At 70.0% G+C, this 19,552-nt stretch carries 17 protein-coding genes; 16 read left to right on the top strand and 1 reads right to left on the bottom strand.

Features of this window, described 5'->3' with window-relative positions:
• Nucleotides 1-4: 4 nt before the first annotated feature.
• From ACWCQ6_RS01410 to ACWCQ6_RS01355, 12 genes are all read left to right on the top strand, one after another.
• Nucleotides 5-1,411 carry a UDP-N-acetylmuramoyl-tripeptide--D-alanyl-D-alanine ligase gene (locus ACWCQ6_RS01410; protein WP_451084709.1) on the top strand — a complete coding sequence of 469 codons (1,407 nt, stop codon included), beginning with the start codon at nucleotides 5-7 and terminating at the stop codon, nucleotides 1,409-1,411.
• On the top strand, nucleotides 1,408-2,478 hold the full coding sequence (gene mraY, locus ACWCQ6_RS01405; protein ID WP_451084708.1) for a phospho-N-acetylmuramoyl-pentapeptide-transferase: 1,071 nt from the start codon (nucleotides 1,408-1,410) through the stop codon (nucleotides 2,476-2,478). Before ACWCQ6_RS01410 ends, mraY begins: the two co-directional genes overlap by 4 nt.
• The gene (gene murD / locus ACWCQ6_RS01400) at nucleotides 2,460-3,893 is read left to right on the top strand and encodes a UDP-N-acetylmuramoyl-L-alanine--D-glutamate ligase (protein WP_451084707.1); all 1,434 of its coding nucleotides are present in this window, start codon (nucleotides 2,460-2,462) and stop codon (nucleotides 3,891-3,893) included. The genes mraY and murD overlap by 19 nt, the downstream gene beginning before the upstream one ends.
• An 84-nt stretch (nucleotides 3,894-3,977) precedes the next feature.
• Nucleotides 3,978-5,438, top strand: coding sequence for a putative lipid II flippase FtsW (gene ftsW / locus ACWCQ6_RS01395; RefSeq protein WP_451084706.1), 1,461 nt, complete (start codon nucleotides 3,978-3,980; stop codon nucleotides 5,436-5,438).
• A gap of 6 nt (nucleotides 5,439-5,444) precedes the next feature.
• Nucleotides 5,445-6,539, top strand: coding sequence for an undecaprenyldiphospho-muramoylpentapeptide beta-N-acetylglucosaminyltransferase (murG, locus tag ACWCQ6_RS01390; protein ID WP_451084705.1), 1,095 nt, complete (start codon nucleotides 5,445-5,447; stop codon nucleotides 6,537-6,539).
• A 50-nt stretch (nucleotides 6,540-6,589) separates the two neighbouring features.
• Complete coding sequence (locus ACWCQ6_RS01385) at nucleotides 6,590-7,384, top strand: cell division protein FtsQ/DivIB (RefSeq protein WP_451084704.1); 795 nt, start codon at nucleotides 6,590-6,592, stop codon at nucleotides 7,382-7,384.
• Nucleotides 7,385-7,661: 277 nt separating this feature from the next.
• Nucleotides 7,662-8,879, top strand: a complete 1,218-nt coding sequence (gene ftsZ, locus ACWCQ6_RS01380; protein ID WP_451084703.1) for a cell division protein FtsZ — start codon at nucleotides 7,662-7,664, stop codon at nucleotides 8,877-8,879.
• A complete protein-coding gene (gene pgeF / locus ACWCQ6_RS01375) occupies nucleotides 8,876-9,616 on the top strand; it encodes a peptidoglycan editing factor PgeF (RefSeq protein WP_451084702.1) in 741 nt (246 codons plus the stop codon). Before ftsZ ends, pgeF begins: the two co-directional genes overlap by 4 nt.
• Before the next feature lie 6 nt (nucleotides 9,617-9,622).
• The gene (locus ACWCQ6_RS01370; protein ID WP_451084701.1) at nucleotides 9,623-10,342 is read left to right on the top strand and encodes a YggS family pyridoxal phosphate-dependent enzyme; all 720 of its coding nucleotides are present in this window, start codon (nucleotides 9,623-9,625) and stop codon (nucleotides 10,340-10,342) included.
• Nucleotides 10,343-10,467: 125 nt separating this feature from the next.
• On the top strand, nucleotides 10,468-11,085 hold the full coding sequence (locus tag ACWCQ6_RS01365) for a cell division protein SepF (protein WP_451084700.1): 618 nt from the start codon (nucleotides 10,468-10,470) through the stop codon (nucleotides 11,083-11,085).
• Between the two features lie 70 nt (nucleotides 11,086-11,155).
• The gene (locus tag ACWCQ6_RS01360) at nucleotides 11,156-11,440 is read left to right on the top strand and encodes a YggT family protein (protein WP_114244063.1); all 285 of its coding nucleotides are present in this window, start codon (nucleotides 11,156-11,158) and stop codon (nucleotides 11,438-11,440) included.
• A 49-nt stretch (nucleotides 11,441-11,489) separates the two neighbouring features.
• Nucleotides 11,490-12,620 (top strand): DivIVA domain-containing protein, encoded by a 1,131-nt coding sequence (locus ACWCQ6_RS01355; protein WP_451084699.1) that lies wholly within the window; start codon nucleotides 11,490-11,492, stop codon nucleotides 12,618-12,620.
• 270 nt (nucleotides 12,621-12,890) lie between these two features.
• Here ACWCQ6_RS01355 and ileS read toward each other — a convergent pair whose 3' ends face one another.
• Entirely contained in the window at nucleotides 12,891-16,073 is a 3,183-nt protein-coding gene (ileS, locus tag ACWCQ6_RS01350; RefSeq protein WP_451084698.1) for an isoleucine--tRNA ligase, read from the bottom strand.
• A 540-nt stretch (nucleotides 16,074-16,613) separates the two neighbouring features.
• On the opposite strand from ileS, the gene ACWCQ6_RS01345 reads away from it, so the two are divergent.
• The 4 genes from ACWCQ6_RS01345 to ACWCQ6_RS01330 are packed head-to-tail and all read left to right on the top strand — an operon-like array spanning nucleotide 16,614 to nucleotide 19,498.
• Nucleotides 16,614-17,405 carry a TraR/DksA family transcriptional regulator gene (locus ACWCQ6_RS01345; RefSeq protein ID WP_451084697.1) on the top strand — a complete coding sequence of 264 codons (792 nt, stop codon included), beginning with the start codon at nucleotides 16,614-16,616 and terminating at the stop codon, nucleotides 17,403-17,405.
• Between the two features lie 58 nt (nucleotides 17,406-17,463).
• A complete protein-coding gene (gene lspA, locus ACWCQ6_RS01340; RefSeq protein WP_451084696.1) occupies nucleotides 17,464-18,054 on the top strand; it encodes a signal peptidase II in 591 nt (196 codons plus the stop codon).
• A 23-nt stretch (nucleotides 18,055-18,077) separates the two neighbouring features.
• Nucleotides 18,078-19,019, top strand: a complete 942-nt coding sequence (locus ACWCQ6_RS01335) for an RluA family pseudouridine synthase (RefSeq protein ID WP_451084695.1) — start codon at nucleotides 18,078-18,080, stop codon at nucleotides 19,017-19,019.
• Nucleotides 19,016-19,498: a GNAT family N-acetyltransferase gene (locus ACWCQ6_RS01330; RefSeq protein ID WP_451084694.1), complete on the top strand. Its 483-nt coding sequence runs from the start codon at nucleotides 19,016-19,018 to the stop codon at nucleotides 19,496-19,498. The genes ACWCQ6_RS01335 and ACWCQ6_RS01330 overlap by 4 nt, the downstream gene beginning before the upstream one ends.
• Nucleotides 19,499-19,552: the final 54 nt, after the last annotated feature.

The raw sequence follows: 19,552 nt of genomic DNA, 5'->3' as shown, positions 1-19,552 counted from the left end.
CCAAGTGATCGCCCTTTCCCTCGCCGAGATCGCCGAAATCGTCGGCGGGCAGTCGCACGACATACCGGATCCGGCAGCAGTCGTCAGCGGGCCCGTCGTCATCGACTCCCGAGAGGTGAAGCAAGGCAGTCTGTTCGCCGCCTTCGCCGGTGAGCGGGTCGACGGCCACGACTATGCGCAGCGCGCCGTCGAGGCGGGCGCGGCAGCCGTGCTGGCCGCCCGCCCCGTCGGTGTTCCGGCGATCGTCGTCGACGACGTCGTGGCCGCACTCGGCGCGCTCGCCCGCGCCGTCGTGGGCCGCCTCGGCACCACCGTCGTCGCGCTCACCGGTTCCGCGGGCAAGACCTCCACCAAGGACCTCATCGCCCAACTCCTCGAACGCAAGGGGCCCACCGTCTACCCGGCGGGCAACCTCAACAACGAGATCGGCCTGCCGCTCACCGCGCTGCGCGCCACCGAGGAAACCCGCCACCTCGTCCTCGAAATGGGTGCGCGCTACATCGGCGACATCCGCTACCTCACCGGACTCGTCCCGCCCCGCGTCGGCCTCGTCCTCAACGTCGGCACCGCCCACATCGGCGAGTTCGGCGGCCGGGAGCAGATCGCACAGGCCAAGGGAGAGATGGTCGAGTCGCTGCCCGAGGACGGCGTCGCCGTACTCAACGCCGACGACCCGCTGGTACGCGCCATGTCCTCGCGCACCAAGGCCCGGGTGCTGCTCTTCGGGGAAGCCGCGGAAGCGGACGTACGGGGCGAGAAGGTCCGTCTCACCGACGACGGACGCCCCGCATTCCGGCTCCACACACCCACCGGGTGCAGCGACGTGACCATGCGCCTGTACGGTGAGCACCACGTGTCGAACGCGCTCGCCGCGGCCGCCGTCGCCCATGAGTTGGGCCTGTCCGCAGACGAGATCGCCGAAGGGCTCTCCGAGGCGGGCACCCTCTCCCGCTGGCGCATGGAGGTCACCGAGCGTCCGGACGGCGTGACGTTCGTCAATGACGCCTACAACGCGAACCCCGAATCCATGAAAGCCGCGCTGCGCGCGCTGGCCGCCATGGGGAAGGGCCGTCGTACGTGGGCGGTGCTCGGCCAGATGGCCGAGCTCGGCGACGCCTCGCTCGCCGAGCACGACGCGGTCGGACGGCTCGCCGTCCGGCTCAACGTCAGCAAGCTCGTCGCGGTCGGGGGCAAAGAGGCCTCCTGGCTGCAACTGGGCGCATACAACGAGGGTTCGTGGGGTGAGGAGTCGGTGCACGTGTCCGACGCACAGGCTGCGGTCGACCTGTTGCGCAGTGAACTGCGCCCGGGAGACGTCGTGCTGGTGAAGGCGTCCCGGTCGGTCGGCCTGGAGCAGGTCGCCATGGCACTGCTGGAGAACGCGTCCGAGGGCGAGGTCGCCGGCCGATGAGGCAGATCCTCTTCGCGGGGGCCATCGGGCTCTTCCTGACCCTGGTCGGAACTCCGCTGCTGATCAAGCTGCTGGCCCGCAAGGGATACGGCCAGTTCATCCGGGACGACGGACCGCGCACCCACGGGTCCAAGAAGGGCACGCCCACCATGGGCGGTATTGCCTTCATCCTGGCGACGATCTTCGCGTACCTCGCGGCGAAGCTGATCACCGGCGAGGAGATGACCGTCTCCGGTGTGCTGGTGCTCTTCCTGATGGCCGGCATGGGCCTCGTCGGCTTCCTCGACGACTACATCAAGATCGTCAAGCAGCGTTCGCTGGGGCTGCGGGCCAAGGCGAAGATGGCCGGCCAGCTGATCGTGGGTATCGCCTTCGCGGTGCTCTCGCTCCAGTTCGCCGACGCCCGCGGCAACACCCCGGCCTCCGACAAGCTGTCGTTCGTGGCGGACTTCGGCTGGTCGATCGGCCCGGTGCTGTTCGTCGTCTGGGCACTGTTCATGATCCTGGCCATGTCCAACGGCGTGAACCTGACAGACGGTCTGGACGGCCTGGCCACCGGCGCGTCGGTGATGGTCTTCGGCGCGTACACCTTCATCGGGCTGTGGCAGTTCCAGGAGTCCTGCGCCAACGCGGACACCCTGACCAACCCCAACGCCTGTTTCGAGGTACGCGATCCGCTCGACCTCGCGGTCGTCGCCTCGGCGCTGATGGGCGCCTGCTTCGGCTTCCTGTGGTGGAACACCTCGCCCGCCAAGATCTTCATGGGCGACACCGGCTCCCTGGCCCTCGGCGGCGCCCTCGCCGGTCTGGCGATCTGCTCCCGCACCGAGTTCCTGCTGGCCGTCCTCGGCGGCCTGTTCGTGATGATCACCATGTCCGTGGTCATCCAGGTCGGTTCCTTCAAGATGACCGGCAAGCGGGTCTTCCGAATGGCGCCGCTCCAGCACCACTTCGAACTCAAGGGGTGGTCGGAAGTCCTTGTGGTGGTCCGCTTCTGGATCATCCAGGGCATGTGCGTGATCGTCGGACTCGGACTCTTCTACGCGGGATGGGCAGCCGAGAAGTGAGCAACCAGGACTGGCAGGGCAAGCACGTCACCGTCGCGGGACTCGGGGTCTCCGGAATCCCGGCGGCCAGGGTGCTGCACGGCCTCGGGGCCGTCGTCACGGTGGTCAACGACGGGGACGACGAGCGTTCCCGTGCGCAGGCCGCGGAGCTGGAGGCGCAGGGGATCACCGTGCGCCTCGGCGACGGGGCGACCCTGCCCGAGTCCACCGAGCTCATCGTCACCGCCCCGGGCTGGAAGCCCGACAAGCCGCTCTTCACCGCGGCCGCCGAGGCGGGCGTCCCCGTCTGGGGCGACGTCGAACTCGCCTGGCGGCTGCGGGGCCCCGGTGCGGCTCCGTGGCTCGCGGTCACCGGCACCAACGGCAAGACCACGACCGTACGGATGCTCGCTTCGATCCTGGAGGCGGCCGGGCTGCGCACCGCGGCCGTCGGCAACATCGGCATCTCCCTCCTGGACGCCGTCCTCGGCGACGAGGAGTACGACGTGCTCGCCGTCGAGCTGTCCAGCTACCAGCTGCACTGGGCGCCCTCGCTGCGCGCCCACTCCGCCGCCGTCCTCAACCTGGCCCCGGACCACCTCGACTGGCACGGCTCCATGGCGGCGTACGTCGCGGACAAGGGCCGGATCTACGAGGGCAACCGGGTCGCCTGCGTCTACAACGCGGCCGACCCGGCGACCGAGGACCTGGTCCGCGAGGCCGATGTCGAGGAGGGCTGCCGGGCCATCGGCTTCACCCTGAACACCCCGGGCCCGTCCCAACTGGGCGTCGTCGACGGCATCCTCGTCGACCGCGCCTTCGTGGCGAACCGGCAGAAGCAGGCCCAGGAGCTCGCCGAGGTCAAGGACATCGACCCACCCGCCCCGCACAACATCGCCAACGCCCTCGCGGCGGCGGCCCTGGCCCGCGCCTTCGGCGTCGAGCCCGCGGCCGTGCGCGACGGACTGCGGGCCTTCCGCCCCGACCCGCACCGCATCGAGCACGTCGCGGACGTCGCCGGGGTCGCGTACGTCGACGACTCCAAGGCCACCAACACCCATGCCGCCGAGGCATCCCTGGCGGCCTACGACCCGATCGTCTGGATCGCCGGCGGCCTCGCCAAGGGCGCCACCTTCGACGAGCTGGTGACCGGGGCCGCGGGAAGGCTGCGGGGCGTCGTACTGATCGGCCGGGACCGGGAGCTGATCCGCGAAGCCCTCACGCGACACGCCCCCCAGGTCCCGGTGGTCGACCTCGGCCGGACCGACACTGGGGCGATGTCCGAGGCGGTCCGCGAAGCGGCACGGCTCGCCAGGCCGGGAGACACCGTACTGATGGCCCCGGCCTGTGCCTCGATGGACATGTTCGTCAATTACAACAAGCGGGGCGAGGCGTTCGCGGACGCGGTTCGCGCGCTCGCCGCCGAGAGCGCCTGACGGGCCCGGCCCCCGCGCCGCCCCGTCACGGCTGTCGGCCCTCGGCGGCGGCCGTGGGCACGAGCAGTGGAGGGGACAGCGACCATGCCGGCCGAAGAGAGCTCTGCCGGGCCCCGTGGGGGCCGCTCACGGGCCACCGAGGCGATCAGCCGGGCACTCACCCCACCGCTGCTCGCGGGAGCGGCAGCGGGCGCCCAGGCGGCGCTCGGCCCCGCCCTGCGGGTCCGGTCGGCCACCGGCTCCCGGCGCCCCCCGGTGGAGCGCTCCAAGGGGCGCTCCACCGGCAGTCCCCGCACTCCACGCCCGCCCCGCGGCGGCGTGCGGCGGATCCACGAGCGGGTACGACGGGCCTGGGACCGCCCTCTGACCGCGTACTACCTGATCCTGGGCGCGGGCCTGCTGATCACCGTGCTCGGCCTCGTGATGGTCTACTCCGCCTCGATGATCAAGGCCCTGGAGCTGGACAAACCGGGCACCTACTTCTTCCGTAAGCAATTCCTCGCCGCCGTCATCGGCGCCGGACTGATGGCGCTCGCCGCCCGGATGCCCGTCAAGCTGCACCGGGCGTTCGCCTACCCGCTGCTCATGGGAACCGTCTTCCTGATGGTGCTGGTCCAGGTGCCGGGGATAGGGGTGTCGGTCAACGGCAACCAGAACTGGCTCTACCTGGGCGGCCCCTTCCAGCTCCAGCCCAGCGAATTCGGCAAGCTCGCCCTGGTGCTGTGGGGCGCGGACCTGCTCGCCCGCAAAGAGGACAAGCGGCTGCTGACGCAGTGGAAGCACCTGCTCGTGCCCCTCGTCCCCGTCGCCTTCATGCTTCTCGGGCTGATCATGCTCGGTGGCGACATGGGAACTGCGATCATTCTCACCGCGATCCTGTTCGGACTGCTCTGGCTGACCGGGGCGCCCACCCGGCTCTTCGGCGCGGTGCTCGGCTTCGCCGCGCTGATCGCCTTCGTGCTGATCAAGACCAGCCCGAACCGGATGTCCAGGCTCGCCTGCATCGGCGCCAGCGAGCCCGGACCGGGGGACTCCTGCTGGCAGGCGGTGCACGGAATCTATGCTCTGGCGTCCGGCGGATGGTTCGGTTCCGGGCTCGGTGCAAGTGTGGAAAAATGGGGCCAACTACCTGAACCGCACACCGACTTCATTTTCGCCATCACCGGGGAGGAACTGGGGTTGGCGGGGACGCTGTCGGTACTCGCCCTCTTCGCGGCTCTAGGCTATGCGGGTATCCGCGTGGCCGGACGTACGGAGGACCCCTTCGTGAGGTACGCCGCGGGAGGCGTGACCACCTGGATCACGGTGCAGGCCGTGATCAACATCGGTGCGGTGCTCGGCCTGCTGCCGATCGCCGGTGTCCCGCTCCCGCTGTTCTCCTACGGAGGATCGGCCCTGCTGCCGACCATGTTCGCCGTCGGGCTGCTGATCGCGTTCGCGCGAGAGGATCCCGCGGCGAAGGCGGCCCTGGCCGTGCGGAGGCCCGGGGTGAGATGGAAGACGATGAGACGGCGCGTCAAGAAGCGTCCGTCCGGAGAGCGGTGAATTTCGGTGCATGTCGTACTCGCCGGTGGGGGGACCGCCGGCCACATCGAGCCCGCGCTTGCCCTCGCGGACGCCCTGCGCAGGCAGGACCCGGCCGTGGGGATCACTGCCCTCGGCACGGAGCGCGGACTCGAGACCAGGCTCGTACCCGAGCGGGGGTACGAACTCGCCCTGATCCCGGCCGTGCCGCTGCCGCGCAAGCCCACCCCGGAACTGATCACCGTCCCGGGACGGCTGCGCGGCACCATCAAGGCCGCCGAGCAGGTCCTGGAACGCACCAAGGCGGACTGCGTCGTCGGCTTCGGCGGCTACGTCGCCCTGCCCGGCTACCTCGCCGCCAAGCGGGCCGGGGTGCCGATCGTCGTCCACGAGGCCAACGCCCGCCCCGGCCTGGCCAACAAGATCGGCTCGCGGTACGCCCACGGCGTCGCCGTCTCCACCCCCGACAGCAAGCTGCGCGGTGCCCGCTACATCGGCATCCCGCTGCGCCGCACCATCGCCACCCTGGACCGGGCCCGGGTCCGCCCCGAGGCGCGTGCAGCCTTCGGCCTCGATCCCAACCTGCCGACACTGCTGGTCTCCGGCGGCTCGCAGGGCGCCCGCCACCTCAACGAGGTGGTCCAGCGGGTCGCCCCGCTGCTGCAGCGCTCCGGCATCCAGATCCTGCACGTGGTCGGACCGAAGAACGAATTGCCGCGCGTCGACAACATGCCCGGGATGCCGCCCTACATCCCGGTACCGTACGTGGACCGGATGGATCTTGCGTACGCCGCGGCCGACATGATGCTCTGCCGTGCCGGCGCGATGACCGTCGCCGAACTCTCCGCCGTCGGGCTCCCCGCCGCCTACGTCCCGCTGCCCATCGGCAACGGCGAACAGCGGCTCAACGCCCAGCCGGTGGTCAACGCCGGCGGTGGTCTGCTGGTGGACGACGCGGCGCTCACCCCCGAGTGGGTGCAGGGCAACGTCCTCCCGGTGCTCGCGGATCCGCACCGGCTGTACGAGATGTCCCGCGCTGCCGCCGAGTTCGGCCGTCGGGACGCCGACGATCTGCTCGTCGGCATGGTGTACGAGGCGATTGCCGCACGCCGAGGCGTGTGAGGCGGACGGGTCCGGGGGCGGCGCCCCCGGACCCGGCGTAAGGAGCGAGCGTGGCCGGACCGACGACCGCCCAGCGCGGAACAGGGCAGCGGAAGGACTCCCCGGCCCGCCCGCCGCGCCCGCACCCGGAAGGGCGCCGACTGCCCAGCCGCAGAACGCTGATCGTGATCGGCGTACTGGCGCTGCTGCTCGCCGCCGGTGCCGTCTGGGTGCTCTACGGCTCCTCCTGGCTCCGGGCCGAACAGGTCAGGACCACCGGTGTCGACGTACTGACTCCGGCCGAGGTGGAGGCCGCCGCGGCGGTTCCGATCGGGGCCCCGCTGATCTCCGTCGACACCGACGCCATCGCCGAGCGATTGCGCCAGAAGTTGCCTCGTATCGATTCCGTGGATGTCGTACGGTCATGGCCGCACGGAATCGGACTTAAGGTGACGGAACGACAGCCGGTTCTGTTGGTGAAAAAGGGCGCAAAGTTCATTGAAGTGGATGCAAAAGGCGTGCATTTCGCAAAGGTGGACAAATCGCCTGGGCGTGTACCCGTGCTGGAACTGAAACCTGATCAGTCCGCCGGTCTGCGCCGCTTCGGCAAGGACCGGTTGGTGCGGGAAGCGGTCCGGGTCGCGGGCGAACTTCCGAGTGCTGTCGCCAAGGAAACCGAGGTCGTACGGGTCACCTCGTACGACTCGATCTCCCTGGAACTCACCCGGGGGCGCACGGTGATCTGGGGCAGTGGTGAAGGAGGTCCGGTGAAGGCAAAAGTTCTCACCGCTCTCATGAAAGCTGAGCCCAAAGCGGGACACTTCGACGTGAGTGCACCCACCGCCCCTGCCGCATCGGGCAGTTGACGCACATTTGGCCTGGCCACCACCCTGGTTGGTCAGCGCTACGGGTGATCACATAGGGTGAAAAGAAAAACGGGAGGTTCGGCGTGTTCGTTGAACGTGCGCCACTTGTCGACTTAGTGTCCTGTTCGGAAGAGTCCATGAAGCAGACACACTGGTAACCCTAAACTTCAACGTTAGGGTTCGGGTCGGCATTTCGGACCGTCCCAATCGGCATCCGTCGTCGCGGCGGGACTACCGCGAAGCGACGACACGTAACTCGAGGCGAGAGGCCTTCGACGTGGCAGCACCGCAGAACTACCTCGCAGTCATCAAGGTCATCGGTGTCGGCGGCGGTGGTGTCAATGCCATCAACCGAATGATCGAGGTCGGTCTCAAGGGCGTCGAGTTCATCGCGATCAACACTGATGCGCAAGCCCTGTTGATGAGCGACGCCGACGTCAAGCTCGACGTCGGCCGCGAACTCACCCGCGGCCTTGGCGCCGGCGCCAACCCGGCAGTCGGTCGCAAGGCGGCAGAGGACCACCGTGAGGAGATCGAGGAGGTCCTCAAGGGGGCCGACATGGTCTTCGTCACCGCCGGAGAGGGTGGCGGCACCGGCACCGGCGGTGCACCCGTCGTCGCCAACATCGCGCGCTCGCTCGGCGCCCTGACGATCGGCGTGGTCACCCGCCCGTTCACCTTCGAGGGCCGGCGACGCGCGAACCAGGCGGAGGACGGCATCGCCGAGCTCCGCGAAGAGGTCGACACCCTCATCGTCATTCCCAACGACCGGCTGCTGTCCATCTCGGACCGCCAGGTCAGCGTGCTCGACGCCTTCAAGTCGGCCGACCAGGTGCTGCTCTCGGGTGTCCAGGGCATCACCGACCTCATCACGACCCCGGGTCTGATCAACCTCGACTTCGCCGACGTCAAGTCGGTCATGTCCGAGGCCGGATCGGCGCTCATGGGCATCGGCTCCGCCCGCGGCGACGACCGCGCGGTGGCCGCCGCGGAGATGGCGATCTCCTCGCCGCTCCTGGAAGCGTCCATCGACGGCGCCCGCGGTGTCCTGCTCTCCATCTCCGGCGGCAGCGACCTCGGTCTCTTCGAGATCAACGAGGCCGCCCAACTGGTGAGCGAGGCGGCGCACCCCGAGGCGAACATCATCTTCGGTGCGGTCATCGACGACGCGCTGGGCGACGAGGTACGCGTCACCGTGATCGCCGCGGGCTTCGACGGCGGACAGCCGCCGGCCCGGCGCGAGAACGTCCTGGGTGCGAACCCCGCCAAGCGCGAGGAGTCCGCCGCGCCGGTCCGCACCCCGGAGCCCGTGCGTCAGAGCGGTGGACTGGGCTCCGTGCCCACCCGCGAGGAGTCGCCGGCCCAGGCGGAGCCCGTACCGGTGGCGAGCGAGACCCACCTGCCGCCGGTCGCCTCGCCGCACGTCCCGCCGGCCCGTCCCGCGTACCAGGACTCGCAGGCCGAAGAGCTGGATGTTCCGGACTTCCTGAAGTGATAGCTCAGCACCACGCACGGTCCTCGGCGGGCGGCGCCCACTTCTCCTTCACCGACAGGTGGGGCGGAGTGAGCGCCGCTCCGTACGAGGAGCTCAACCTCGGCGGCGCGGTCGGAGACGACCCCGCCGCCGTTCTGGCCAACCGCGAACGCGCCGCTCGGGCCCTCGGCCTGGACCCGGCGCGGGTCGTGTGGATGAACCAGGTGCACGGGCGGGACGTCGCGGTCGTCGAGGGGCCGTGGGCGGACGCCTCGGAGATCCCCGCGGTGGACGCGGTGGTGACCTCGCGGCGCGGGCTCCCGCTCGCAGTGCTCACCGCCGACTGCACCCCCGTACTGCTGGCCGACCCGGTCGCCGGGGTCGCGGCCGCGGCGCACGCCGGCCGCCCGGGCCTGGTCGCCGGGGTCGTCCCCGCAGTGGTCGAGGCCATGGTCGGGCTCGGCGCCGACACCTCCCGGATCGTCGCCCGTACCGGACCGGCGGTCTGCGGACGCTGCTACGAGGTCCCGGCCGACATGCGCGCCGAAGTGGCCCGGAGTGTCCCGGCCGCCTGGTCCGAGACCAGTTGGGGCACTCCGGCCGTGGACGTCACCGCCGGGGTCCATGCCCAGCTCGAAGCGCTCGGGGTCGAGGACCGGCAGGCCTCGCCGGTCTGCACCCTCGAATCGAGCGACCACTTCTCGTACCGCCGCGACCGCACCACCGGGCGGCTCGCCGGATATGTCTGGTTGGACTGATAGGGCATGACGGACCGTAAGGCTCAACTCGCCGTAAATCTGGCGCGGGTGGAGGAACGCATTGCTTCCGCCTGTGCTGCTGCCGGTCGCGGGCGGGAGGAAGTGACCCTCATCGTGGTCACCAAGACCTACCCCGCGAGCGATGTGCGGATTCTGCACGAACTGGGTGTACGTCATGTCGCGGAGAATCGTGACCAGGATGCGGCCCCCAAAGCAGCCGAATGTGCGGATCTGTCGCTCACATGGCACTTTGTCGGTCAATTGCAGACGAACAAGGTTCGTTCTGTGGCGGGTTATGCCGATGTCGTGCAGTCGGTGGACCGGGCCAGACTGGTCACGGCACTCTCGGCCGCCGCCGTGCGCGAGGGACGTGAACTCGGCTGTCTCATCCAGGTGGCGCTCGACGCGGAGAGCGGTGAGCGGGGCGACCGGGGTGGCGTCGCGCCGGACGGGATCGAGGAGTTGGCCGCCGCGGTCGACGCCGCGCCCGGGCTGCGGCTCGGCGGTCTGATGACCGTGGCACCGCTCGCCGGACCGTACGCGGGACGGCAACGGGCCGCCTTCGACCGGCTGATGGAATTCTCATCCCGCCTGCGCGGGAACCATCCGGCTGCGAACATGGTCTCTGCAGGGATGAGCGCGGACCTCGAGGACGCGGTCGCGGCCGGGGCGACACATGTGCGCGTCGGTACGGCGGTACTCGGAGTCCGACCCGGGCTCGGGTAACGTCGCCAAGCAGGTCGGACCACAGCAGAAAATATGGTCATTCCCGCCCATGGCGGGCAGGCCTCAGTGGATCGCGGGGCACTTGGTGACAATGCCGATCCACCACAGAGCGGAGGACTCAGAGCATGGCCGGCGCGATGCGCAAGATGGCGGTCTACCTCGGCCTCGTGGAGGACGATGGGTACGACGGTCCGGGGTTCGACCCCGATGACGAATTCGAACCCGAGCCGGAGCCCGAGCGTGACCGGCGGCGGCACCAGCCCGCGCATCAGGTGGAGCGGGAACGGGAGCGGGAGGAACCGGTACGAGCGGTGCAGCCTCCCGCACAGCGGGAGCCGGTTCAGATCCCGGTGGAAAGAGAACGACCCGCCCGGATCGCACCCGTGGCATCCATCACACCTGAACGTCCGAACATGGAGAAGAACGCACCGGTGATCATGCCCAAGGTCGTGTCCGAGCGGGAGCCCTACCGCATCACCACGCTGCACCCCAGGACCTATAACGAGGCCCGTACCATCGGGGAACACTTCCGCGAGGGCACTCCGGTGATCATGAATCTCACGGAGATGGACGATACGGACGCAAAGCGACTTGTCGACTTTGCTGCAGGCCTCGTCTTCGGTCTCCATGGCAGCATTGAGCGCGTGACGCAGAAGGTGTTCCTGTTGTCGCCTGCTAACGTCGATGTCACGGCGGAGGACAAGGCCCGCATCGCTGAGGGCGGATTCTTCAACCAGAGCTGAGAGCACGACACCGGGAACAACCCGGCCGCGAGGCCGGAGCTACGAGAGCCAGGGGAGAGGGAAGCGCGAAATGGGCGTCGCACTGCAGGTTGTCTATATCGCGCTGATGTGTTTCCTCATCGTGCTGATCTTCCGGCTGGTCATGGACTACGTCTTCCAGTTCGCGCGTTCATGGCAGCCCGGCAAGCCGATGGTGGTCATACTTGAGGCCACCTACACTGTCACCGATCCACCGCTCAAGCTTCTGCGGCGGTTCATCCCGCCGCTGCGTCTCGGGGGCGTGGCACTCGACCTGTCCTTCTTCGTTCTGATGATCATCGTCTACATCCTGATCGGCATCGTGATCAGGCTGTGAGCGATACGGTCTTGCCGACTGCCGACGACTACGTAGAGGTGAAGAAGAGATGCCGCTGACTCCTGAGGACGTGCGGAACAAGCAGTTCACGACCGTCCGCCTCCGAGAAGGCTATGACGAGGACGAGGTCGATGCCTTCCTCGACGAGGTCGAGTCCGAGCTGACCCGCCTGCTCCGTGAGAACGAGGACCTGCGCGCGAAGCTGGCCGCCGCCACGCGTGCCGCCGCGCAGAACCAGCAGCAGGGCATGCGCAAGCCGGAGCCGCAGGACCGGCCCGGGGCACCTGTGCCCGCCGCCATATCGGGTCCGCCGGTCCAGCAGCAGCCCCCGCAGATGGGTCCGCCCCAGCTGCCCGGTGGTGCTCCGCAGCTGCCCGCCGGTCCCAGCGGTCACGGTCCTGGTCCTCAGGGCCCGCACGGCCCCGGTCCGCAGGGCCCGCACGGCCCCGGTCCGATGCAGGGCGGTCCCATGGGCGGCCCGATGGGCGGCCCCATGGGTGGTCACGCCCCGCAGCAGCAGATGCAGCAGATGCAGCAGCCGCAGATGCAGCAGCCCGGTCAGGGCCCCGGTGGCGACAGCGCCGCCCGTGTCCTCTCGCTCGCACAGCAGACCGCCGACCAGGCGATCGCGGAGGCCCGTTCCGAGGCCAACAAGATCGTCGGTGAGGCGCGCAGCCGTGCCGAGGGCCTGGAGCGGGACGCCCGCGCCAAGGCGGACGCCCTGGAGCGGGACGCGCAGGAGAAGCACCGTGTGGCGATGGGCTCCCTGGAGTCGGCCCGCGCGACGCTGGAGCGCAAGGTCGAGGATCTGCGTGGCTTCGAGCGTGAGTACCGGACCCGCCTGAAGTCCTACCTGGAGAGCCAGCTGCGTCAGCTGGAGACCCAGGCGGACGACTCGCTGGCTCCGCCGCGGACGCCCGCGACCGCTTCGCTGCCGCCGTCGCCCTCGCTGGCCCCGGCCGGTGCGGGGGCCATGGGCCACAGCATGGGCGGCAACCACGGCAACCAGCCGATGGGCGGCACCCCGTCCATGGGCGGTGGGCCCTCGTACGGCGGCCAGCAGCAGATGTCGCCGGCGATGACCCAGCCGATGGCGCCGGTGCGGCCGCAGGCGCCGCAGCCGATGCAGCAGGCTCCTTCGCCGATGCGTGGGTTCCTGATCGACGAGGACGACAACTGAGCCGGGTGCGCGCGGTGAGCGCGTAGCCGTCGGCAGGCTGAGGGCCGGGCCCCGGGGATACCCCGGGGCCCGGCCCTTTTGCTGTGCGCGGTGCGGGTTCGAGGGTGGGCGCTGTGGGCGGGGCCGCTGCGCCGGCTGTTCCCTGCCCGCCCCTTCCCGAACCCGGGGCTCTGCCCCGGACCGCTCCTCAATCGCCGGAGGGGCTGGGAGCCAAAAGGAGGGCCCGGCCGGAGTGGTGGTGTCCGGCCGGGCCCTCCTTCTCTGCGTGGGCTACTGCTCCGTCTTGCGGAGGCGGAACGTCAGGGACAGGCCCTCGTCCTCGAACGGTTCGCCGTACGACGGGTCCGCCTCTCCCTGGGCGTAGTCCAGGGCCAGGACCTCGTCCGCGATCAGGGCGGCGTGTTCGGTCAGCGCCTCCGCCGTGGCGGGGGAGGCGGACGTCCAGCGGACGGCGATGCGGTCGGCGACGTCCAGGCCGCTGTTCTTGCGGGCCTCCTGGATGAGGCGGATCGCGTCACGGGCGAGGCCCGCACGCCGCAGTTCCGGGGTGATCTCCAGGTCCAGGGCGACCGTGGCGCCCGAGTCGGACGCGACCGACCAGCCCTCGCGCGGGGTCTCGGTGATGATCACCTCGTCGGGGGCGAGGGTGACCGTCTCGCCGTCGACCTCGACCGATGCCGTGCCCTCGCGCAGGGCGAGGGAGAGGGCTGCCGCATCGGCGTTCGCGACCGCCTTGGCCACCGCCTGCACGCCCTTGCCGAACCGCTTGCCCAGCGCCCGGAAGTTCGCCTTCGCCGTCGTGTCGACCAGCGAGCCGCCGACCTCGGACAGAGAGGCCAGCGAGGAGACGTTCAGCTCCTCGGTGATCTGGGCGTGCAGTTCGGGGGAGAGCGACTCGAAGCCGACCGCGGCGACCAGCGCCCGGGACAGCGGCTGACGGGTCTTCACACCGGACTCGGCACGGGTGGCCCGGCCCAGCTCGACCAGGCGGCGCACCAGCGCCATCTGCGTGGAGAGGGCCGGGTCGATCACCGCCGGGTCCGCCTTCGGCCAGCTGGAGAGGTGGACCGACTCGGGGGCGTCCGGCGTGACCGGGACGACGAGGTCCTGCCAGACCCGCTCGGTGATGAACGGGGTGAGCGGGGCCATCAGCCGGGTCACCGTCTCGATGACCTCGTGCAGGGTGCGCAGCGCCGCCTTGTCGCCCTGCCAGAAGCGGCGGCGCGAGCGGCGCACGTACCAGTTGGAGAGGTCGTCGACGAAGGCGGACAGCAGCTTGCCGGCGCGCTGGGTGTCGTAGCCCTCCAGGGCCTGCGTGACCTGGTCCACCAGCGCGTTCAGCTCGCTCAGCAGCCAGCGGTCCAGGACCGTGCGGTCCGCCGGGGCCGGGTCGGCCGCGGAGGGGGCCCAGTCGGACGTACGGGCGTACAGCGCCTGGAAGGCGACCGTGTTCCAGTACGTGAGGAGGGTCTTGCGGACGACCTCCTGGATCGTGTTGTGGCCGACGCGGCGCGCCGCCCACGGGGAGCCGCCGGCCGCCATGAACCAGCGCACCGCGTCCGCGCCGTGCTGGTCCATGAGGGGGATGGGCTGGAGGATGTTGCCCAGGTGCTTGGACATCTTGCGGCCGTCCTCGGCGAGGATGTGGCCCAGGCAGACCACGTTCTCGTAGGACGCCTTGTCGAAGACCAGGGTGCCGATCGCCATCAGTGTGTAGAACCAGCCGCGGGTCTGGTCGATGGCCTCCGAGATGAACTGCGCCGGGTAGCGGCTCTCGAAGAGTTCCTTGTTCTTGTACGGGTAGCCCCACTGCGCGAACGGCATCGAGCCCGAGTCGTACCAGGCGTCGATGACCTCGGGGACGCGGTACGCCTCCAGCTGGCAGTTCTCGTGCGAGCAGGTGAACGTGATCTCGTCGATGAACGGGCGGTGCGGGTCGAGGCCCGAGAGGTCCGTGCCGGCGAGCTCGCCGAGCTCGGCGCGGGAGCCGACACAGGTGAGGTGGCCGTCCTCGCAGCGCCAGATCGGCAGCGGGGTGCCCCAGTAGCGGTTGCGGGACAGCGCCCAGTCGACGTTGTTGTTCAGCCAGTCACCGAAGCGGCCGTGCTTGACGGAGTCCGGGAACCAGTTGGTCTTCTCGTTCTCCTGGAGCAGCCGGTCCTTGATGGCGGTCGTACGGATGTACCAGGACGGCTGCGCGTAGTAGAGCAGCGCGGTGTGGCAGCGCCAGCAGTGCGGGTAGCTGTGCTCGTACGGGACGTGCCGGAAGAGCTTGCCGCGGGCGGCCAGGTCCTCGGTGAGCGTCTCGTCGGCCTTCTTGAAGAAGACACCGCCGACCAGCGGCAGGTCCTCCTCGAAGGTGCCGTCGGGGCGGACCGGGTTCACGACCGGGAGGCCGTACGCCTTGCAGACCAGGAGGTCGTCGGCGCCGAAGGCGGGGGACTGGTGGACCAGACCCGTACCGTCCTCGGTCGTCACGTACTCGGCGTTGACGACGTAGTGCGCCTCGGCAGGGCTGTGTCCGTCGCTTCCCTCGCCGGCGCTCGGGAAGTCGACCAGGGTGAAGGGGCGCTCATAGGTCCAGCGCTCCATCTCGCGGCCGGTGAAGGTCTCGCCGGTGGGCTCCCAGCCTTCGCCCAGCGCCTTCTCGACGAGCGGCTGCGCGACGACGAGCTTCTCCTCGCCGTTCGTCGCGACGACGTAGGTGACGTCGGGGTGCGCGGCGACCGCGGTGTTGGAGACCAGGGTCCAGGGGGTGGTCGTCCAGACGAGGAGGGACGCCTCGTCGGCCAGCGGGCCGGACGTGAGGGGGAAGCGGACGAAGACCGACGGGTCGACGACCGTCTCGTAGCCCTGGGCCAGCTCGTGGTCCGAGAGACCGGTGCCGCAACGGGGGCACCAGGGGGCGACGCGGTGGTCCTGGACCAGCAGGCCCTTGTCGAAGATCTCCTTGAGCGACCACCACACCGACTCGACGTACTCGGGGTCCATCGTGCGGTACGCGTCGTCGAGGTCGAGCCAGTAGCCCATGCGGGTCGTGAGCTCGGTGAACGCGTCCGTGTGCCGGGTCACGGACTCGCGGCACTTGGCGTTGAACTCGGCGATGCCGTACGCCTCGATGTCCTTCTTGCCGTTGAAGCCCAGCTCCTTCTCGACCGCGAGCTCGACCGGCAGTCCGTGGCAGTCCCAGCCGGCCTTGCGGCCGACGTGGTAGCCCTGCATGGTCCGGAAGCGGGGGAAGACGTCCTTGAAGACGCGGGCCTCGATGTGGTGGGCGCCGGGCATGCCGTTGGCGGTGGGCGGGCCCTCGTAGAAGACCCACTCGGGGCGGCCCTCGGACTGTTCGAGGCTCTTGGCGAAGACCTTGCTCTCGCGCCAGAAATCGAGCACGGCGTGCTCCAGCGCGGGCAGGTCGACCTGGGCGGGAACCTGGCGGTACTGCGGCGATGTCATGGGCGGACTTCCTCCGGCGGACGTTTTTCACTTCCGTCGGAGGGACGAGGGCCTCATCGGCTCCCGCGGTACCACCCTCCTTGGCCCCGGGCGCGTGCCCGTGGCCCCCTCATTGGGGTCGCGATGCCGGTTCTACTCGCCCTGAGGCTTTCTTCCGACGGCTCCGGGTGATCTTCACGGCGCGCTCGCCCCCGGGCTTCCACCGTCCCCGGGTCGCTCCTGGCTGCGTACGACGCTACTCGTCCCATCCACGCCTCTCGCTGGGGCCAGTGTACGGGCCCGTACGGGGGACGGCCGACCGGTTTAACCCGAGGGGCGGGGTGTGACCCGAATGGGCAGGCGGCGGGGTGCGGAGTCCCGGCAGGGACCGGGAGGCGGATTACCCGGTGGTGAGCTGGGCACAACGGAGGCAGGCAGGTCGTTGTCCGGACGCGGGGAGGATCGATTCGGCGGCGTGCCCCGTTGCTGCGGGGCTGGGGTCGATTTATCGTCCCAGCATGATTCGCGTGCAAGATCACAATATGTGAAGGGGCCGCGGCCATGGTGGCGAAGAAGACCGCCGCAAAGAAGACGGCGTCGCCCGGATACACGTGCGCGCCGACCGGGGAGCCGGACGGCGACGCGGGCATGGAGACCGTCCCGGAGGCCGGTGCGGCGCCGGTCGCCGTGAAGAGGACCGCGGCCAAGAAGACCGCGGCCGGCACGGAGGCGGCCTCCGCCGGGCACGAGGCGCCGGCCAAGAAGGCGGCTGCGAGGAAGAGCGCGGCCAAGAAGGCTTCGAAGAAGGCCGCGGACGCGGCCCAGGAGGCGGCCGAGGCCGCCGGGAAGACGGGAGCCCACACGGTGGTAGCCAAGAAGAGCGCGGCCCGGACCCGCACGGCGGACACAGGTGCGGCGCCCGTGCCCCCGGCCGGCGGGCTGGCCACGACAGCCCCGGGCGAGCTGGCGGTCCGGCCGGGTGAGGACCCCTGGACCCCGGAGGAGGTCGCCGAGGCGCGGGCCGGGCTGAGCAGCGAGACCTTGCGGCTGCGCAGTGAGCTGGAGGCCGCGAGCGCCGCGCTCGCCGGGCTGATGCGTGACTCCGGCGACGGCGCCGGTGACGACGAGGCGGACACCGGCACCAAGAACATCACCCGCGAGCACGAGATGTCGCTCGCCGCCAACGCCAGGGAGATGCTGGACCAGACCGAGCGGGCCCTGGCCCGGCTCGACGCCGGGACGTACGGACTCTGCGAGATCTGCGGCAATCCGATCGGCAAGGCGCGGATGCAGGCGTTCCCCCGCGCCACGCTCTGTGTCGAGGACAAACAGAAGCAGGAGCGACGCGGCTGATCCCCGGCGGCGTGCCGTACCCTCGTCCTCAGTCTGGAACCTAGGTTGAGGGATTCACGTGGCAGAGGCGGAGCGCATCATCGGTACGCCGGACATCCCCGATGCTGAGGGGGCCGAGAAGGACGAGGCGGCGGACCGGGGCGGGGAAGCCGTCCCGAGCACGGGCGGGCGGAAGGTCAAGGTGCTCTTCGCCGTGGCCGTGTGCGCCTACCTCCTCGACCTGATCAGCAAGATGATCGTGGTCGCGAAGCTGGAGCACCACGAACCGGTCGAGATCATCGGCGACTGGCTGCAGCTCAGCGTGATCCGCAACTCCGGTGCCGCGTTCGGCATCGGCGAGGCGTACACCGTCATTTTCACGTGCATCGCGGCGGGCGTCATCGTCGTGATCACCCGGCTCGCGCGCAAGCTCTACAGCCTGCCGTGGGCCATCGCGCTCGGTCTGATGCTCGGCGGCGCGCTCGGCAACCTCACCGACCGCATCTTCCGCGCCCCCGGCGCCTTCCAGGGCGCGGTGGTGGACTTCATCGCCCCCGCGCACTTCGCCGTTTTCAACCTCGCCGACTCCGCGATCGTCTGCGGCGGGATCCTGGTCGTGATCCTTTCCTTCAAGGGTCTGGACCCCGACGGCACCGTGCACAAGGACTAGATCCCGCAAGGCATACTCGAACGGTGAGTACGTATCCCGAGGTCCGCACCCTGCCCGTACCCGACGGTCTGGAGGGCGAGCGTGTCGACGCCGCCATCTCCCGGATGTTCGGTTTCTCCCGCACCAAGGCCGCAGAGCTGGCGGCCGCCGGGAAGGTGCAGGTGGACGGCTCGGTGGTCGCGAAGTCCGAGCGGGTCCGGGGCGGTGCCTGGCTGGAAGTGGAGATGCCGCAGGCCCCCGCTCCGGTGCAGATCGTCGCCGAGCCCGTCGAGGGCATGGAGATCGTGCACGACGACGACGACATCGTCGTGATCGTGAAGCCGGTCGGGGTCGCCGCCCACCCGAGCCCCGGCTGGACCGGCACGACCGTCATCGGGGGTCTGGCCGCCGCCGGGTACCGGATCTCGACGTCCGGTGCCGCCGAGCGCCAGGGCATCGTCCACCGTCTCGACGTCGGCACCTCCGGCCTGATGGTCGTCGCCAAGTCCGAGCGTGCCTACACCCTGCTGAAGGCGCAGTTCCGCGACCGGGTCGTCGAGAAGAAGTACAACGCGCTGGTGCAGGGCCACCCGGACCCGATGAGCGGTACCATCGACGCCCCCATCGGGCGCCACCCCAACCACGACTACAAGTGGGCCGTCACGGCCGAGGGCAAGCCCTCGGTGACGCACTACGACCTCATCGAGGCCTACCGCTCCGCCAGCCTCCTGGACATCAAGCTGGAGACGGGCCGTACGCACCAGATCCGGGTGCACATGTCCGCCCACCGCCACCCCTGCGTCGGTGACCTCACCTACGGCGCCGACCCGACGATGGCCAAGCGTCTCGGTCTGACCCGGCAGTGGCTGCACGCCGTCCGGCTCGGCTTCGAGCACCCCTCCGACGGCAGCTGGGTGGAGTTCACCAGCAGCTACCCGGACGACCTCCAGCGGGCCCTGGACAAGATCGCGGCGGAGAGCGAATGACCGGCTCGCCCGCCCCGTACGCGACGCGTACCGCCGTCGACGAGCAGGACCGCGCAGCCTGCTTCCTGGTCCGCAAGGACGTCTTCGTCGGCGAGCAGGACGTGCCCGAGGAGATCGAGTACGACGAGTACGACGCGGTCGCCCTGCACGTCGTCGCCGTCGCGGCGGACGGCTCGCCGCTCGGCACCGGGCGGCTGCTGCACGGCCCGGCCGCCGCGGCCAGGACCGGCGACGACCCGGCCGTCGGCTCGCTCGGCAGGCTCGCGGTGACCAAGGAGGCACGCGGCCTCGGCGTCGGGGCGGCGCTGGTCCGGGCCATCGAGGACGCGGCTCGTGGGCTGGGGCTGGCCGCCGTCGACCTGCACGCCCAGACCCATGCGCTGGGTTTCTACGAGCGCCTCGGCTATGTGGCGTACGGCCCCGAGTTCCTGGACGCGGGCATGCCCCACCGGGCGATGCGCCGCGCTCTGCGGGACTGAGGCCGCCGGGGTCGGTTCAGCCGGGCAGGCCCCAGCGGGTCCAGCTGCCGTTCG

It is taken from the genome of Streptomyces sp. NPDC001880, assembly GCF_053594575.1.
Note: the sequence above shows the minus strand (reverse complement) of the source record. Positions and strands in the feature narration are given on the sequence as shown.

Bases quoted from the DNA above. Each gene is read 5' to 3' on its own strand.
- ileS (WP_451084698.1), bottom strand. From the start codon at position 16,073: ATGACATCGCCGCAGTACCGCCAGGTTCCCGCCCAGGTCGACCTGCCC.
- ACWCQ6_RS01365 (WP_451084700.1), top strand. From the start codon at position 10,468: ATGGCCGGCGCGATGCGCAAGATGGCGGTCTACCTCGGCCTCGTGGAG.
- ftsW (WP_451084706.1), top strand. From the start codon at position 3,978: ATGCCGGCCGAAGAGAGCTCTGCCGGGCCCCGTGGGGGCCGCTCACGG.
- ACWCQ6_RS01330 (WP_451084694.1), top strand. From the start codon at position 19,016: ATGACCGGCTCGCCCGCCCCGTACGCGACGCGTACCGCCGTCGACGAG.
- ACWCQ6_RS01345 (WP_451084697.1), top strand. From the start codon at position 16,614: ATGGTGGCGAAGAAGACCGCCGCAAAGAAGACGGCGTCGCCCGGATAC.
- ACWCQ6_RS01360 (WP_114244063.1), top strand. From the start codon at position 11,156: ATGGGCGTCGCACTGCAGGTTGTCTATATCGCGCTGATGTGTTTCCTC.
- mraY (WP_451084708.1), top strand. From the start codon at position 1,408: ATGAGGCAGATCCTCTTCGCGGGGGCCATCGGGCTCTTCCTGACCCTG.
- ACWCQ6_RS01355 (WP_451084699.1), top strand. From the start codon at position 11,490: ATGCCGCTGACTCCTGAGGACGTGCGGAACAAGCAGTTCACGACCGTC.
- ACWCQ6_RS01370 (WP_451084701.1), top strand. From the start codon at position 9,623: ATGACGGACCGTAAGGCTCAACTCGCCGTAAATCTGGCGCGGGTGGAG.
- murD (WP_451084707.1), top strand. From the start codon at position 2,460: ATGGGCAGCCGAGAAGTGAGCAACCAGGACTGGCAGGGCAAGCACGTC.